This is a genomic window from Thermodesulfobacteriota bacterium, from assembly GCA_026415035.1.
In the GTDB taxonomy this organism is placed as follows: domain Bacteria; phylum Desulfobacterota; class BSN033; order BSN033; family UBA1163; genus RBG-16-49-23.
In genome coordinates this window covers 209899-225369 of the sequence record JAOAHX010000001.1, presented here as the reverse complement: position 1 = coordinate 225369, position 15471 = coordinate 209899, and the positions used below count along the sequence as shown (strand labels likewise).

Annotated in this window: 17 protein-coding genes; 16 read left to right on the top strand and 1 reads right to left on the bottom strand. The window is 53.9% G+C overall.

The genetic code is table 11. From position 1 onward, the window contains the following. The first annotated feature begins 2 nt into the window (after positions 1 to 2). The 16 genes from dxs to N3G78_01075 all read left to right on the top strand — a co-directional run bounded on the left by dxs (position 3) and on the right by N3G78_01075 (position 14985). A complete protein-coding gene (dxs, locus tag N3G78_01150; GenBank protein ID MCX8116521.1) occupies positions 3 to 1883 on the top strand; it encodes a 1-deoxy-D-xylulose-5-phosphate synthase in 1881 nt (626 codons plus the stop codon). Then, on the top strand, positions 1880 to 2617 hold the full coding sequence (locus tag N3G78_01145; protein ID MCX8116520.1) for a TlyA family RNA methyltransferase: 738 nt from the start codon (positions 1880 to 1882) through the stop codon (positions 2615 to 2617). Before dxs ends, N3G78_01145 begins: the two co-directional genes overlap by 4 nt. Before the next feature lie 3 nt (positions 2618 to 2620). Further along, complete coding sequence (locus N3G78_01140; GenBank protein MCX8116519.1) at positions 2621 to 3166, top strand: DUF4416 family protein; 546 nt, start codon at positions 2621 to 2623, stop codon at positions 3164 to 3166. Then, on the top strand, positions 3160 to 4038 hold the full coding sequence (locus tag N3G78_01135) for a YicC family protein (protein ID MCX8116518.1): 879 nt from the start codon (positions 3160 to 3162) through the stop codon (positions 4036 to 4038). Before N3G78_01140 ends, N3G78_01135 begins: the two co-directional genes overlap by 7 nt. 31 nt (positions 4039 to 4069) lie before the next feature. Continuing rightward, a complete protein-coding gene (gmk, locus tag N3G78_01130) occupies positions 4070 to 4729 on the top strand; it encodes a guanylate kinase (GenBank protein ID MCX8116517.1) in 660 nt (219 codons plus the stop codon). Next, positions 4677 to 4901: a DNA-directed RNA polymerase subunit omega gene (rpoZ, locus tag N3G78_01125; GenBank protein MCX8116516.1), complete on the top strand. Its 225-nt coding sequence runs from the start codon at positions 4677 to 4679 to the stop codon at positions 4899 to 4901. Before gmk ends, rpoZ begins: the two co-directional genes overlap by 53 nt. Continuing rightward, positions 4898 to 6331, top strand: a complete 1434-nt coding sequence (locus tag N3G78_01120) for an HD domain-containing protein (GenBank protein MCX8116515.1) — start codon at positions 4898 to 4900, stop codon at positions 6329 to 6331. The genes rpoZ and N3G78_01120 overlap by 4 nt, the downstream gene beginning before the upstream one ends. A gap of 80 nt (positions 6332 to 6411) precedes the next feature. After that, positions 6412 to 7752 carry an AAA family ATPase gene (locus tag N3G78_01115; GenBank protein ID MCX8116514.1) on the top strand — a complete coding sequence of 447 codons (1341 nt, stop codon included), beginning with the start codon at positions 6412 to 6414 and terminating at the stop codon, positions 7750 to 7752. A gap of 11 nt (positions 7753 to 7763) precedes the next feature. Next, entirely contained in the window at positions 7764 to 8516 is a 753-nt protein-coding gene (locus N3G78_01110; GenBank protein ID MCX8116513.1) for a hypothetical protein, read from the top strand. A gap of 15 nt (positions 8517 to 8531) precedes the next feature. Then, complete coding sequence (locus tag N3G78_01105) at positions 8532 to 10157, top strand: VWA domain-containing protein (protein ID MCX8116512.1); 1626 nt, start codon at positions 8532 to 8534, stop codon at positions 10155 to 10157. 436 nt (positions 10158 to 10593) lie between these two features. Continuing rightward, on the top strand, positions 10594 to 11118 hold the full coding sequence (locus N3G78_01100) for a DUF4124 domain-containing protein (GenBank protein ID MCX8116511.1): 525 nt from the start codon (positions 10594 to 10596) through the stop codon (positions 11116 to 11118). Positions 11119 to 11361: 243 nt separating this feature from the next. After that, positions 11362 to 11748, top strand: a complete 387-nt coding sequence (locus N3G78_01095) for a PilZ domain-containing protein (protein MCX8116510.1) — start codon at positions 11362 to 11364, stop codon at positions 11746 to 11748. Between the two features lie 195 nt (positions 11749 to 11943). Next, a complete protein-coding gene (locus tag N3G78_01090; GenBank protein ID MCX8116509.1) occupies positions 11944 to 13704 on the top strand; it encodes a hypothetical protein in 1761 nt (586 codons plus the stop codon). Between the two features lie 17 nt (positions 13705 to 13721). After that, on the top strand, positions 13722 to 14096 hold the full coding sequence (locus tag N3G78_01085; GenBank protein MCX8116508.1) for a PilZ domain-containing protein: 375 nt from the start codon (positions 13722 to 13724) through the stop codon (positions 14094 to 14096). A 19-nt stretch (positions 14097 to 14115) separates the two neighbouring features. Beyond that, positions 14116 to 14514 (top strand): PilZ domain-containing protein, encoded by a 399-nt coding sequence (locus N3G78_01080; GenBank protein ID MCX8116507.1) that lies wholly within the window; start codon positions 14116 to 14118, stop codon positions 14512 to 14514. A gap of 282 nt (positions 14515 to 14796) precedes the next feature. Beyond that, positions 14797 to 14985 (top strand): hypothetical protein, encoded by a 189-nt coding sequence (locus tag N3G78_01075; GenBank protein MCX8116506.1) that lies wholly within the window; start codon positions 14797 to 14799, stop codon positions 14983 to 14985. A gap of 9 nt (positions 14986 to 14994) precedes the next feature. On the opposite strand, the gene N3G78_01070 is transcribed toward N3G78_01075, so the two are convergent. Further along, a complete protein-coding gene (locus N3G78_01070) occupies positions 14995 to 15339 on the bottom strand; it encodes a hypothetical protein (protein MCX8116505.1) in 345 nt (114 codons plus the stop codon). Positions 15340 to 15471 lie beyond the last annotated feature (132 nt).

Here is a 15471-nt window from a genome sequence, read left to right as displayed (position 1 = left end):
CGATGGGCAAGGTCTTAGATCAGATCCAACACCCCCACGACCTGAAATCGCTCGATCTTGAAGAACTTCGAAGGCTCTGCCAAGAGGTCCGCGAGGAGATCCTGGAGACGGTCTCAAAAAACGGCGGACACCTCTCTTCCAATCTGGGTGCGGTGGAGCTGACCATCGCCCTTCACTATGTCTTTGACCCGCCGAGGGACAAGCTGCTTTGGGACGTGGGCCATCAGACCTACGCCCACAAACTGCTCACGGGGAGACGGAGCCGTTTTCATACGCTCAGACAGTACGAGGGGATCAGCGGTTTTCCGAAGAGGGACGAAAGCCCTTATGACACCTTCGACTCCGGCCATAGCGGGACCTCCATCTCCGCCGCCCTGGGCATGGCCGAGGCCTTGAGGCTCAAAGGAGAGGGAGGGAGGGCCATTGCCATCATCGGAGACGGCTCCATGACCGCGGGCCTTGCCTTCGAGGGCCTAAACCAGGCCGGCCACCTCGAGCGCGACCTCATCGTGGTCCTGAACGACAATGAGATGTCAATTTCGAGGAACGTGGGGGCCTTCTCCTCTTACCTGAATCGATTGATGACCGGCCAATTTGTCAATCGTTTTCGGGACGAGATGAAAGGATTTTTAGAGACCCTTCCGGGCATCGGCAAGTCGGCCCTCCGATTTGTTAAGAAGGCCGAGGAGTCCCTGAAGGGCCTTTTCATGCCCGGCCTCCTCTTCGAGGAGCTCGGTCTGAAATACATCGGGCCGATCGATGGCCATCGCCTCGAACACCTGATTGAGAATTTCCAGAACATCAAGAAATTGAAGGGTCCCTTTCTCGTCCACGTCATCACGAAAAAGGGGAAGGGATATCCCCCTTCGGAGGAGAACCCCTCCTTTTACCACAGCGTCCCGCCTTTCGACCTCAAGACCGGAAGGATGAATCCCATCCCTCCCTCCTCCCCTCCCACCTATACCGAGGTCTTCGGAGAGACGTTGTGCGAGCTGGCCATGGAAGACCCCAGGCTCGTTGCGATCACCGCAGCCATGCAGAGCGGAACGGGGCTGGAGGAGTTTTCGAAGAGGTTTCCAGATCGGTTCTATGACATTGGGATTGCGGAACAGCACGCGGTCACCTTTGCCGCAGGGCTGGCCTTGGGGGGCCTGAAACCGGTCGTGGCGATTTATTCCACCTTTCTCCAGAGGGCCTATGACCAGATCCACCAGGACGTCTGCCTCCAAAACCTCCCGGTCGTTTTCGCCCTCGACCGGGCGGGTATCGTGGGAGAGGATGGCCCGACCCATCACGGGCTCTTCGATCTCTCTTACCTCAGATCCATTCCCAATCTGATCGTCATGGTCCCCAAGGACGAGGAAGAGTTTCGACACATGATAAAAACGGCCATCAGCTGTCCCTCTCCGGTCGCCCTTCGTTATCCCCGGTCAAGGGGGCTTGGGGTCCAAAGGAGGGAACCCCTTCGATCTCTCGAGATCGGGCGAGGGGAGATACTCCGTGAGGGGAAGGACATCCTCCTCGTGGCCATCGGCTCGACGGTCCATCCCTCCCTGGAGGCGGCAAAACGGCTCGAAGAGGTGGGCATCGAGGCGGCCGTCTTGAACAGCCGCTTTCTCAAGCCCCTCGATGCCGATCTCCTCTGCCACTGGGCTAAAAAGGTCAAGCGGATCCTCACCATCGAAGAGAACGTATTGATGGGAGGGTTCGGAAGCGCGGTCCTCGAACTTTTACAAGAACAGGGGCTTCTCTCCATCCCGGTGAAGCGGTTGGGGCTTCCAGACCGTTTCATCGAGCACGGCCCTCAATCGCTCCTTAGAGAAAAGTATGGACTCGATGAGAAGGGGATCTTCCGCGAGGCCAAGGCGATGGTCGAGGGGTGACGGGAAGGGAAAGGCTCGACAAACTCCTCCTCGAGCGCGGCCTGGCCTCGACCCGTGAAAAGGCCAGGGCCCTGATCATGGAAGGGAGAGTGCTCGTCGGGGAAACCGTCGTCGATAAGCCTGGGGCCTGGGTTCGGCGCGAGGCGGAGATCAGGCTTCTCGGGGAGGAGGGGCCTTATGTGAGCCGGGGGGGGAGGAAGTTGAAAGGGGCGGTCGAGGCCTTCCAGATCGATCCCACCGGATGGGTCGTCATGGATGTCGGGGCCTCCACCGGAGGGTTTACCGATTGCATTCTGAAGGAAGGGGCCAAAAAGGTCTATGCCGTCGATGTGGGATATGGGCAGCTCGCCTGGACCCTTCGACAAGATCCGAGGGTGGTGAATTTAGAAAGGCGAAACGTCCGCTACCTCAAGAGGGAGGAGATCCCCGAGCCGATCGATCTGATCCTGATCGACACCTCCTTTATCTCTGTGGAGAAGTTTCTTTCTCACCTCCTCCAGTTCCTTCAACCCCGGGGACGGATTCTCTGCCTCATCAAACCCCAATTTGAGGTGGGAAAGGGGGAGGTCGGGAAGGGAGGGGTGGTTCGCGACCCTCGCCTCCATCAGAAGGTGATCGAGCGGATCGCCGGGCACTGTCGAGACCTCGGGCTGGAGGTCCTCGGCGTGGTCGAATCCCCCCTTCTGGGACCCAAGGGGAATAAGGAATTTTTCATCTACCTGAAGAAGGGGTGAACCTTGGGAGAGCCGAGAACGCCCCTGCCGGTGACCCTATTTATGAGCGTGATTTTCAACGCAGAATCCATTTTGGGTAAGGCCTTGGAGGACTTGCAACAGGAGTACGGAGCGATCGATTGGATGAGCGAGAGACTGCCTTTCGATTTCACCGACTACTATGCCAGGGAAATGGGAACCGGCCTGTTTCGCCATTTCGTCACCTTCGCCTCCCTCATTCCCAGGGAGTCCTTGCCCGAGATCAAATTGAATACGAATCGGATAGAGGCGAGATGGTCCACGGTCGAGGGACGTAGGCAGGTCAATATCGATCCCGGATACCTCTGCCTCGAGCACATCGTTCTGGCGACGACGAAGGGGTATGCCCATCGGCCCTATCTTTCCAAGGGAATCTACGCCGACTTGACGCTCATCTACAGGAAGGGGTCGTTCCAACCCCTGGAATGGACCTATCCGGATTACCGGCAGGAACAGACCCTCCAAATGTTCAACCAGATCCGTAAACGTTATCTTCTGAAACTCAGGGAGACTCAAGGGCGAAGATGCTGAGGTCGATGACCGGCTATGGAAAAGGGGAAGGGGAGACGACGCTGGGGAGGCTGACGGTGGAGGTCCGTTCCGTCAACCACCGTTACAGCGACATCAACCTCAAACTTCCGAAACGGCTGAGCGTCTTTGAACCAAGGATCCGAGAGCTCATCCGGTCCCGGGCCTCTCGAGGGAGGATCGATCTCTCGGTAAAATTGGAGGCCACGGCAGATGAGAAGATCCGACTCCAAATCGACACGGAGCTCGCCGATCAGTATGTCCGGGCCCTCCTCGAATTAAAGGAGAGATTCCATCTTCAAGGGGAGATTACGCTGGAGTTGTTGGCGGGGGCCAAAGACGTGATCGTGGCCAAGGAAGAATCCGGAGAGGTGGAGCCTTACTGGAGGGAGATGCTCCCGATCCTCCAGAGATCTCTCGACGGCCTGGACGAGATGAGACGGGCAGAAGGAGAGGCTCTTGCAAGAGATCTCCGGATACGATTGTCCCAGATTCAACATCACCTCGAGGCGATCGAAACCCGCCTCCCTTCCCATCTCGAAGCCTACCAGGAGAGGTTTCGGGAGAGGCTGAAGGGGCTTCTCCAAGGGGTGGAGGTCGACCCGCTCCGGTTCCAGCAGGAGATCGCCCTGTTGACGGAGCGGCTCGATGTCACCGAGGAGATCGTCAGGACCAAGAGCCATCTTCAACAGCTCGCCAGCCTCTTCGAGGAGCGGGAGGCCGTGGGAAGGAAGATGGACTTTTTGCTCCAGGAGATCCATCGGGAGGTCAACACGATCAGCTCCAAAGCAAGCGACGCCTATATGTCTCAACGGGTGGTCGAGATCAAAAGCGAGCTGGAAAAGATCCGGGAGCAGGTTCAGAATGTCGAGTAGGCGAATCCGCCAAGCCTGAAAGAGGGAGAAGATGGGACAGGAGCCAGAGGGTCTCGATCAAGGGAAAGGAAGGGGGTTGGTCTTCATCCTCTCGGCCCCCTCCGGGGCCGGCAAGACGACCCTGATCCGAAGGGTCCTGGAGGAGCTTCCGGGCCTCCGGTTTTCTGTTTCTTACACGACGAGACCTCCGAGGGCCAATGAGCGAGAGGGGGTCGATTATCACTTCGTCACCCCAGAGGTCTTTCGGAAGATGATCGAGGGGGATCAATTTTTAGAATGGGCGGAAGTGCTGGGCCACTATTACGGAACCGCGCGGATCCAGGAAGAGGCCCTGAGGGAGGAAGGGATCGATCTGATCCTCGACATCGATCCGCAGGGGGCCAGGCAGGCGAAAGCCAAACTGCGAAACGCGGTCCTGATCTTCGTCCTCCCCCCGTCCCTTGAGGTCCTCCGGGAGAGATTGGTGGGCAGGGGACTGGACTCCCATGAGACCATCCAATTTCGCCTCGCCCATGCGAAGGAGGATCTCAAGGAGGCCCACTGGTATGATCATCTCCTCGTCAACGACCGGATCGAGGATGCGGTAAAACGTCTGAAGTCGATCATGGTTGAAGAGAGACGAAAAAAGGAGGATCCTTATGGCGAGAGTCACGGTGGAAGACTGCTTGAAAGAGGTGGAGAGCCGGTTTGATCTGGTCATCCTCACTGCCAAACGAGCCAAGATGCTGATGAAGGGGGCGAAACCGCTCATCGAGACAGAGAACCGGCCGATCGTCACCGCCCTCCGGGAGATCGCGGCCGGAAAGGTCAAATTTAAACAGGCCAGAGAGAGGCAGCCCCGGCCTGCTCAAGAAACCCAATGAGGGACGATAAAAATAGGAGGGGGAAGGCTCCCGAAGGTCAGTGGACCAGCCTGATCGCTGATCCCATCTATCATTATATCGTGATGACCGACCGGGTTCCGGGCGAAAAGACGGAAAGGGACCTCATCGACTCTCCCCCTGTCCAGCGGCTGCGGCGCATCTTTCAGCTTCAGAGCGCTCGTTGGGTCTTTCCTTCCGCAGAACATACCCGTTTTCAACACTCCCTTGGGACGATGCACCTGGCAGGGCTTTTTGCCCAGCATCTCTACCCTTCCCTCTTCGAAGTGTTTCGGTCCGAACTTCCTTCTTTCCCCTATCTGGAATGCCTTCTGAGGGTGGCGGGCCTCCTTCACGACGTCGGCCATGGCCCTTTCTGCCATTTTTTCGACGAACAGTACCTCGTTCGGTTTCAAACGAACCATGAGGAGATCGGACAACACCTGATTCGGGAGAAGGTCGGCCCTCTTATTAAAAAGATCCGGAGGAGCCTGAGCGGCCCCTTCCGATCGACCGAGACCCTCGACCCTGAACAGGTGGCCTTTCTCATCAAAAGACCTTCTCCACCCGGGGGACGAAACCAACCCAAATGGCTCCAATTCCTCCAACACCTTTTCAGGGGGATCTACACCTGCGACAACATCGATTACGTCCTTCGGGATGCCTATATGACCGGGGTCTCCATCGGTCCGATCGACTGGAGGCGCCTGCTCTACTACACCTCCTTCAAGAAAGAGGGATTGGTCCTGGACCAGAAAGGGATGGATGCCCTGGCCATGTTCCTCAATGCCCGACTCTATCTCTATTCCAATGTCTACTATCATCGGACGACGCGTTCGATCGACCTTCAGCTCCAGGAGATCTTCCGGGAGTCGATGGAGATCCTCTGCCCCTTCCACCCCTTAGAGGAGATCGACCAATATCTCACCCTCACGGACTGGTTCCTCATGGAACGGGTGGCGGAGTGGAAGCGGTCGACCTCTCAAAAGGAGAGGAGATTGGGAGAGAAGTGGGCGGAGATCCTTTCGAGGAAGCTGAAATGGAGGAGCGTTTTCGAAGAGAGGTTGACCCTTCAGGAGATGGAGGTCGGTCATGCTACCTTCCTGACGCCGGAAGAGGTGAAGAGGAGGATCGAACGGTTTCTGCCCGGTTCCCTGAGAAAGGTGGAGTTTCATGTCGACATGGCCTACCATGATCCCCGACCCCTCAACCCCTGGCACGACACGGCCGGAACCACCCTGTTGATCTACGACCCAGCCAGCCGAAGGGTCTCAAAAGAACCCCTCCGGACCCTCTTCCAGTATATCCCAGCCAAGGTGGCCATCTGCCGGGTCTATGCCCTCGACCATCGACACGACCGCCCACTGAGCCAGGCGGCCAGGAGGGCCCTCACCTCCGGCGCCTGGTTCACCTCCTACGAGACCAATCTCTGATCTCCGATTTGTCTTTCGACGAGCGACCGTGTTATGATATTTTTAGGTGTTTTAACTTGAGGGAAAAAGAGGGTTCGAACGTGGAAAAGAATGGCTATCAACAACAGGTCAAGACCATTTATGAATTTATCAGCGACCATCTCTATTTCAACCGCCCCGATGTGGAAATCAAAGGGGAGTGGTATAACTCCACCATCCTTTTGAGCCTTTTGACCGGTCTCGTCAGGGGGAAGGAGTTGATCATCGGAGAGCCAGGGTTGGGCAAAACGACCTCGGCCGAGTTTGTTTGCTCCTTGATCTACCAGTATCCCCTCGGGGTGATCTGGGGAAGCGAGGTCTCGGGCCATCCCGAACAGACCGAAGAGAAGATCATCGGAAGACCCGACCTCGGGAAACTGAACCGGGGGGAGGAGGATGTGGTCTGGTCCAATTTCTCCCAGGTGCCGGTCAAGATCGTGGACGAGATCAACCGCCTTCCCGAGACCAAACAGAGCATGATCCTCGATGGCGTCGACCGTGGAAACTGGGAATATCTGAACGAGATGATCATCAACGAAGAGTATTGCCTCTTTGCCACGGCCAACTATCAGGACGGGGGCACGAATACGATCATCGCCCCCCTCGTGGATCGGTTCGACGTGATCGTGGAATCTCGATATCCCGGTCCCAACCTCTCCTTTTCCATCGGCAAATTGAAGGAGAAGGATCAGATCCTCCGGCATCCCAAATTTGAGAAGGAGTTCCATCGCATCCTGAAGTCGAAGGTCGCCTATGAGAAGAAACTCCCAAAGCTGGAGGAGGCCTGCAACATGTTCGGGGATTACCTCCGAGAGGCCCTGGGGATCGCGCCGCTACGGCGGGAGGACCGCGACCGGATCCGGGCCGAGATGAGCCGTCTGGAGTGGGATTTGGATGCAAGTGCCTTCACCCGGATGCTGCTGGCCGAGCTCTCCTTCTGTGATCGCTACGGACAGAAGAGGATCGTCGAACATTGTGAGGAAGGATGCCACTATACGGGCTATCTCTGCCACCAAATCAAAAATTGCGCCTCCAACCGTCTCCCCGCCTCGATCAAGCTCTATTCCCAGGGGTTGGCTTGGTTTTTGGGCGATTCGGAAATCGACCTCGAACATGTCAAAGCCATCACCCCCTTTGCCCTCTCCCATCGGATTCAATGGAAAGAGGAGGTGCTCTCCCAGAAGGAGAAGACCAAGCGGGATGATCCCTTCCAGATCTTCCTCGCCAAGGAAGCGGTGAGGATCGTTTCTCAGCGCTACAGGGAGCAGAGCGAGCACTTGAAGGATGCCCTGGCCTTGGGGTCCAAGATTTTTCAGGGGGAGTCTTTGGAGCCGCTGGAAGGGGACCACCCCATCTATGCTGAAATCAAGAAGGATCTCCGCCACCGGAAGATCCAGCCCTGATCGGGGGCCTTATGGACCGTGACGATTCCGTGAATCTCTCTCTCGGACAGGGACTACGGCGACTCCTCAATCCTTTTGAGGAATTTACGACCTATACTTATCAACCGAAAGAGATCCCTCTGGACCGGATCGTTCAGACGACCGAGGCGACCATGAATCAGATCCGCCAGGGCTACGAAAAGCTTCTCGAAGAAGAGGCGAAGGAACTGGTCTGGATGGTCCAGTACAATACAATCATTCGAGCCTATGAGGTGGCAGAGAAATATGTGAAGGAGATCGATTATACGGCCGAGGACATCGAAGACTTCTGTTTCGCCCTCGAGAGCCCCCAGAAGGGCCCCTACCTGATTCCGGGACCGGCCGGGATCTACATCTCCGCCCTCTGCAATTATGCGAAGGAGGAGGAGATCGTATTGAAACTTTCGGAGCTCAAGACGGAGATCAACCTCATCGGATTCCGTCTTCCCAAAGGGAAGCGATTGATCATCGAGGGCGATACCGGCGATTTTACCGGGATCGGCCTCGAGGGGGGCGAGTTGATCATCGAAGGAAATACAAAGAATTGGACCGGGGCGGGGATGCGCTCCGGAAAGATTCTTGTCCGAAAGAATATCGGTCTTCATACCGGCGAATGGATGATGGGTGGCGAGATCTATGCGGAAGGGAGAGTGAGGGGGCTCGGGAATATCGTCGAGGGGAAAATATACGAGAGGGATCGGCTCGTCTACCCAGGAAAGGCCCGATTCCCCAACCAATATTACTAAAGGGTGAGAGGAAGGATGGAAGAGGAAAGGATCCAAGCCCTCATTGAAGAAATGTGGCCCAGGCTCCGGAGAAAGCACCTCTATCCCGAGATCCCCATGCCGAAGGTGGGGAAGATCGAGGACAAAGGTGGCGAAGGCAACGAGGGGAACGATAGGGTCGGCTTGGAGATGAAAGAGAAGCAGCTGACCATCAATCCCGCCTTCGTCACGACCATGAAGGGGAAGATGGATGAGGAGGTGCTGATCGAGGCCCTCCTGGACCACGGGATCACTCACTATACCTTCTGCCCATGGGATTTTCAAACTCACCTCTCCCTTTACGCAGAGGCCAAGAAAGTGATGGGCGACAAGGAGATTGCTAAACGGGCCGCCGCCCATTTTATCGATATGATCGCCGACACCCATTGTGTCAAGAAACGTCCGACCGACATCCCCGAACTGTATCGAAACTTAAAAAAAGGCCCGGTGGAGGAGGTGATCGCCTCGGTCTACCAAAAAATCTGGGGGGTCGATCTGGGCATCTCCACCTCCAAGAAAGCCCACGAGGAGGTCATCCGGAGGCTTGCGAGAATCCCCTATCTGGACCGGTCCCGATGGATGGAAAGCATCCGGAAGTTTGCCCGGTCGATCAAACCCCTTCTCGTCATGGAGCAGCAAAGGAAGGAGTCCGGCGGAGGGAAGGGGGATTCCAACCCCCTGGGAGAGCATGACTTGAACCACTATACCTATGAGGAGATCGATCAGGGGTTGAGGGATTACGCTCAAAAAACCATGGTCCTCTCGGAATTCAGAGAGGTGGTCGAAGATTTCTCCTCAGAGCTGAAAGAAGTAGGATACGGAATGGAAGGGGGCATGGGGCGTGGCAAGGGAACGGCCATCGATGCCGATATTCTTTTTTACATGAAACTGGCCGAGAATTATTCCATCCCCCTTAAAAAACTTCCTCTCGAATCATCGGGTGTTCTCCACCCCCATTCCCATGCCCCTTGGGAGGTGGGGGCCCCGTTCCAGGATATCGACATCTGGACCAGCTTCGGGAAAATTATGCCCGGGATCACCCAGACCTGGAAGAAGAAAGAGGGGGTGGGTCGAGGGAGGATGGAGGGCACACCAGACTGCCTCATCATCATCGATTCGTCTGGAAGCATGATCAACCCTCGAAAAAACCTCTCCTATGCCGTTCTGGGAGCGGCTTGTGTCACCAATGCCTATCTCAAGAACAATTCGAAGGTGGCCGTGTACAATTTCAGCGATGCACCCATGGGAGGGCGGGAGATCCTCGATTATACAACCAATCGTCAGGAGATTTACCGGGCCTTGTGTAAATATTTCGGCGGGGGGACGGCGCTTGACCTGGAGGACATCCTTCCGTTGATCAAAAGGAAAAAGGAACCCGATCTCTTTATCATCACGGACATGAAGATCACCAATCTGGAATCGTTGATCAGTTTTTTTGGAAAGATCCAAAACCGGGTGACCGCTGTGCATATCGGTGAAAATCCCTACGCCTCACGCTTTGGGAAGGCCGTCGAAAAGAAAAAGAACATCAGCCTCTTCCTCGTAAAAAAGAAGGAGGACATCCCCCATATCGTGCTGGGCAGGATTCGGGAGTATTTCAACCCCCTCGAGAAAAACCGGTAGAAGGGCCATCGCCCCAATCCCCATCCAAGAATTTTCCAACAAAGCAAAAATCAAAGGATTTTTGATGCCCAAAAAATAGGCGAAATGATAAATCCTAAGGCCAAAAGGCATCTGCCGGGGGGAAGAGCTCCGGTTTTCAACAGGGTATGAACAAAAATTGTGAAAACCGATTGAAACAGATCGATATCAATCCACTTTTAAATTTTTTGGGGTTGATTTATGGTTGGGATTGTTTTATAGAAACGGAAATTTTTCGTGAAAAATAAAAAGGGATCAGTTAGAGGAGGGCCATAACTGATCCCCGCCAGTACACCAAATGGGGGTGAAATAGGAGGTGATATGGTTTGATGTACCGGCAGATATATTATAAAAGATATCCTCGAAAATATCAATGGAAAAATAAAAAAGTGGCATAAAATTTGCTGAAATGAGGCCGATGAAAAAATTACTCCTTTTTCTCCTCATAATCGGCATAACCAAAGTGAGTTATGGCCAGATCTATAAATGGGTAGACGAGAAAGGGGTGGTCCATTTTACCGACGACCCAACCAATGTCCCCGAAAAATACCGGTCAAAGGCAGATGAAGTCGGGGTGAAGGAAGAAAGGCCCGCGCTCAGATCAGGGGAGGCCTCCCCGAGAGAGAGCAAGGGCGAGCCTTATAAGGACCGGTTGGGAAGGGGTGAAGAATACTGGAGAAACCGAGTCGAAGAATGGAGGAAGCGGTTGAAATCGGCCCAAGAAAAATTGGAGGAATTGAGAGTCAAATATAACGAGCTTACCGAAAAATTCAACGATGCGAAGACTACCATCGCGAGGCAACAGATCCGGCAAGAAAGGGACAGGATCAAACAAGAGATGGATCATTACAGGAGCTTGACCGAAGAGGCCAAAATGATGTTGGAGAAAAAGATCCCGGAGGAGGCAGAATTCTATAAAGCCAAGGCCGAATGGGTCAAGTGAAAAAATTTTTTCATAGGCATTGGATAGGTAATTTAATAACCAATTGAATTTACAGACATTTTTTTAATGTTCACAAAAATAAAAAATTTTATATATTTGGTATTTTTTTTGCAAATTCTTATTTTTACAAAAAACCGCAAATAAAGATACCGCCTTGGCAAAAAAATGACCAAATTAGACTCTAAATCTCATTTGCAAACCCCATTTCCTGTAGATGGCATTGAATATGCACAATTTATGGTCATGAACAACAGAACAAACCCAGAAAAAAGAATGGGGGTCTTTGCCGTTGAGAAGAGGAAACACCCCCGGTATGCCGCGGAGTTCCCCCTCGATTACTCGCGGATCGAAGAAAAGGAAACCTACGGAGGAATGGTCGCCAATGTGAGCGAGGGTGGACTTCTGGTGTATTTACCCCAGCGGTTGGCGATCGGTGAGCTCCTTAAAATAGAGATTCTTTACGTCCAGGGCTTGGAGTTCAACACGATCAAGGCGGTGGCCAAAATCGTGTGGTCTGATTTTGCTGCCAGGGAGAGCTATGGAGAATATCGTTATGGCCTCCAGTTCGTCCACATCGAAGAGGCGGATTACAATCGCTTGATCCAATTGCTCAAGGAGATCGGGAAATAGCCCAGTCCCGAAACCGCGCCTCCCTTCCTAAAGGTCTTCAAGTTTTCCCCCCGGTCTTCGTGGATCCCAAAAATTGACTTGACTTTTTTTAAAAATTAATAGAATTAAGGATTGTCTTCTCCATCCCGAAGATCGCGTAGCTTTTAGGGACGGTTTGTCCAAGAGGCCATCAGATGAAGTGAGAGAACCGAAAAAATGGAAGAGAAGCTCTATCGGGTGATTCTTGAGGGGATCGGGCAGAACTCAGAAGAGGAGAGACTCTCTTTCTGCAGTCGATTTTCGGAAAAATACGGACTCCCTCTTCAACAGTTAATCAACATCGCGCAACGTAGCCCGATCGTTATTAAAAAAGACATCCCTTTTAAAAAGGCTGAGCGACTGGCCAAGGCTCTCGAGCAATTCGGGGCTTCCGTTTCTATCGAGAGGCGGCGGTCCCTATGCCCTATCGCTCTTGAGCCCCACCCCGAAGGGAATGGCGCCTTGGCGCTCGAATCGGCGATGGTCCGAAGGACCTCCGAGGGCTACTGGCAAGTCCTCGGGAAGGTCAAGAACATTTCTCCCAAAGAACTGAACGAGGTTTGGGCGCTGATCCAAGCCCTGGATGAACATCACGAGCTGCTCGCATTCGAAGAGATCCCGCTTCCCTTTGACCCCCTACCTTTGAACGCCTCGGCGCCGTTTAAAGCCCTTTTCGAAAGAGATCTTCCGGTCAAGACATTTGGTCTGGCCTTCAAGACCGCTTCGGGAAGCCTTCTCTCCGTGAAGGATTCTCGAAAGAGGAGGGACTGGGTCGAGGTGCCATTCACGATCCCTAAACCGATGGCCGCCCAAGAGGATCGAGAGAAAGGGGTTGAGGAGGCGAAGGAGGTCTCGGAAATGGGGCCGGACATCTTCCAGGCCGAATGGAGCGAAGAGGAAAAGAAGGAAGACCTCTATTCCGCTCCAAGCCAAGATCGACGGGAGGAGGAGATCCTCGTCGAATCCCCTGGGGAGGGACCGATTCCCAGGGAGGATTCCGGTCGGTTGGAAGGGCATCAAAAAGAAGAGCTTCGCCTGGATGTGACCGAAGAAGAGATGGAGGGACCTTTCCAGACCCCGGTCAGGATCGATGGAAAGGGGAGCGCCGAAAGCCTCTCTGACCTTAAGCTTCTCGAACCCGGAGAATCATCGACCTATCCCTGGCTCGAGGCCTTTCGTCGGACCGTTGAGGAGATGGATCCACGTTCCAAAGATCCGTTCCTTTCGTGGTACCGAACTCTTCCAAGAGAGAAGGATCGGGGCCAGATCCGAGGGTTTCTCTTGGCCGCCTTGATCTACGCACGCTTCAACCAATCCCATCTCACCTCGGTGGCTCTCGATAATACTCAAAAGGTCTTCCCACCGACCCTTCAAGAGGAGATTTCAGAAAAAGACATCCCTGTTCTGCAGGGAGACCTCTTCTTTCCACCGGAGGTGTGGAGAGAACTCTATATTCGAGCCATCCCCAGGCTTAAGGAGGTGGCCAATCGGATCTTGGAAAGGGAAGGATGGAAGACCACGGACCTGGATCGTCTGATCCGCACCATTCCCCATATGACGGGTTCGAACAGCCGTTGGGTCATCCGGCTCCTCCATGACGAAGCTCCCGAAATCGTCCCGGATATTTCGGATCTGGAGGTTGATGTTCAAGAGGGGCTCTTTCGCGTGGCCGCCCGATTAGGCGTGGTCCATCCACTCTTTGACCTATACCAAGGGAAGGGTTCGATGGGAGACAAGAAGATCCAGGCCTTCGCCCGGATTGTTTTTCCAGAAGACCCTTTGAAGATCGAGGACCCGTTGAAACGAATCGGTGCCCCAGAAGGTTTCTGTTTGCCCACCCAGCCGTTGTGTTCCCCTTGTCCCATGGTCCATTTTTGTCCGAAACATTTTACCGATATCGACCCTGCAGAGAAGGGCATGGTATGGAAACCCCTTTAGATGATCGGAGGCATTCCGTGGAAGGATTGAAAGGTGTGAGGGATCGCCGGAAAGCGAAACGAAGGCCTCTCCATTTACCCCTCGAATACCAGATGACCCAGGGCCCCTCCCTTTACGGAGGGCTAACCCTCAATGCGAGCGAATTGGGCCTGCTCATTCAATCGGTGAAAAACCTATCGATTGGCACGAAATTGAACGTCGCCGTCCTTTTTCCCAAAGGGTTTGAACTGGCCAATTTCGAGGTCTTGGCCGAGATCGTCTGGAAGGACCTCCATTGGGAGGAAGATTGGAAGGGTTACAAATACGGGTTGAAGTTTCTTCGGATGCAAAACAGCGACTACCAAAAATTGAGAGAACTTTTAGAGAACCATCATGCCCTTGAGGAGGCATGACAAAAAGAAGGGGTTAGGGATGGAGGCGGGGGCAGGTGAGAAACAGGAAGGGAAGGGGCGGATTGGGATTGCGAATCTTGAGAGGAGGAAGTATCCCCGGTTTTCCATCGATCTTCCGATCGAATATCAAACCCTCAATTCCTCATCGACCCGGACGGGACGGGCCCTCAATGCGAGCGAGGGAGGATTGTTGGTCTACCTCCCCGAGAAGATGAAGATCGGGCAACAACTCGCCTTAAAGCTCTTTTTTCATTACGGGGCCCACATGAATGTGGTGGAGATAATCGGGGAGGTTGTGTGGATCGATCTTCATCTCGAGAAGGACTGGGGCGATTACCGAACCGGGTTAAAGTTTGTGGACATCTCTCCTGACCATTTGCAACGCTTGAAAGACTTTCTCTATACCCTGACCCAGTAGTCCTTCCCTCTTCATCCTATGGCAGATCCAGAATGATGGGACGGTTTGTGCTGGGAGCGGTTTAAGCCCCAAGAGGCCTGGCCAGGGCCACTCCGAGTTTGTTCCATAGGTTATAATAAGATGAGAGGGTTTCAAAAAGGGTGAAATCGATTTCAGGAAGCGTTGAACTCCGACATAAAAAGGGGGGTCCTTTCAGGGTTAATCGGGTGAACCAGGACCCCCAGGGCCATCGGAGGCCGTCCAAGAAAAGAGGTCCCACGACGCCTGGAAGGGAGGATCGCCATGGGTGGTAAAAGCAGTTTTCCTTATCGGAAATATGACAGGAAACCCCATCCTCACATCGTCAAACAGATTTTAGAGGATCATGAGCTGATTGAGATGATGAAAGAAATCCTCATCAAAGAAGGGAAACCCTGCCCTTTCTGCCATCGAAAGCTGAAAGAAGAAGAAAAGGTCCGCGAAATCTGGTGAGGGCGGAACTTACATGTTTTCGTCGGGAAATTCCCGAGTGAAGGAGAATTTCAACGGTTCGAGGATAAACATCGTCGCCGCATCCTTGATGGCCGAGGAGGGCTGATGTTGGATTTTAGAGAACACATCCACGGAGATGGTGAAGGGAAGGCTCGTGATGAAGAGCCCCACCCCAACCAACGAGCCCAACACGCCCATGGGCCTGGCCACCAGGAGGTCAAGCATGCTCCATTGGTGTGTGGACGGATCGTCACTTTTCCACTGATCCCCCGCCGAGAGCGCAGGGCTTGTGGCGAAGGTTAAGAAAGTGACGAGGAGGATGAGGAACCAAAGAGTTCGGTTTTTGGGTGTCATATCCCCTCCTGAATTTTTTTAAACCTTAGCAGATACGGATCGCCTTGTCAATTTCATTTTTGATCGATTAAGATTGGAAGAGGCCGTTGCGATTTCTCCTCATGGAACGGACCGGTGGGATTGGCAAGAACG

Excerpts from the sequence above, each read along its gene's own strand:
- N3G78_01110 (MCX8116513.1), top strand. The coding sequence starts at position 7,764 with ATGGACCGTGACGATTCCGTGAATCTCTCTCTCGGACAGGGACTACGG.
- N3G78_01090 (MCX8116509.1), top strand. The coding sequence starts at position 11,944 with ATGGAAGAGAAGCTCTATCGGGTGATTCTTGAGGGGATCGGGCAGAAC.
- rpoZ (MCX8116516.1), top strand. The coding sequence starts at position 4,677 with ATGGCGAGAGTCACGGTGGAAGACTGCTTGAAAGAGGTGGAGAGCCGG.
- N3G78_01120 (MCX8116515.1), top strand. The coding sequence starts at position 4,898 with ATGAGGGACGATAAAAATAGGAGGGGGAAGGCTCCCGAAGGTCAGTGG.
- N3G78_01080 (MCX8116507.1), top strand. The coding sequence starts at position 14,116 with ATGGAGGCGGGGGCAGGTGAGAAACAGGAAGGGAAGGGGCGGATTGGG.
- N3G78_01135 (MCX8116518.1), top strand. The coding sequence starts at position 3,160 with ATGCTGAGGTCGATGACCGGCTATGGAAAAGGGGAAGGGGAGACGACG.
- N3G78_01105 (MCX8116512.1), top strand. The coding sequence starts at position 8,532 with ATGGAAGAGGAAAGGATCCAAGCCCTCATTGAAGAAATGTGGCCCAGG.
- dxs (MCX8116521.1), top strand. The coding sequence starts at position 3 with ATGGGCAAGGTCTTAGATCAGATCCAACACCCCCACGACCTGAAATCG.
- N3G78_01075 (MCX8116506.1), top strand. The coding sequence starts at position 14,797 with ATGGGTGGTAAAAGCAGTTTTCCTTATCGGAAATATGACAGGAAACCC.
- gmk (MCX8116517.1), top strand. The coding sequence starts at position 4,070 with ATGGGACAGGAGCCAGAGGGTCTCGATCAAGGGAAAGGAAGGGGGTTG.
- N3G78_01100 (MCX8116511.1), top strand. The coding sequence starts at position 10,594 with ATGAAAAAATTACTCCTTTTTCTCCTCATAATCGGCATAACCAAAGTG.
- N3G78_01070 (MCX8116505.1), bottom strand. The coding sequence starts at position 15,339 with ATGACACCCAAAAACCGAACTCTTTGGTTCCTCATCCTCCTCGTCACT.
- N3G78_01095 (MCX8116510.1), top strand. The coding sequence starts at position 11,362 with ATGAACAACAGAACAAACCCAGAAAAAAGAATGGGGGTCTTTGCCGTT.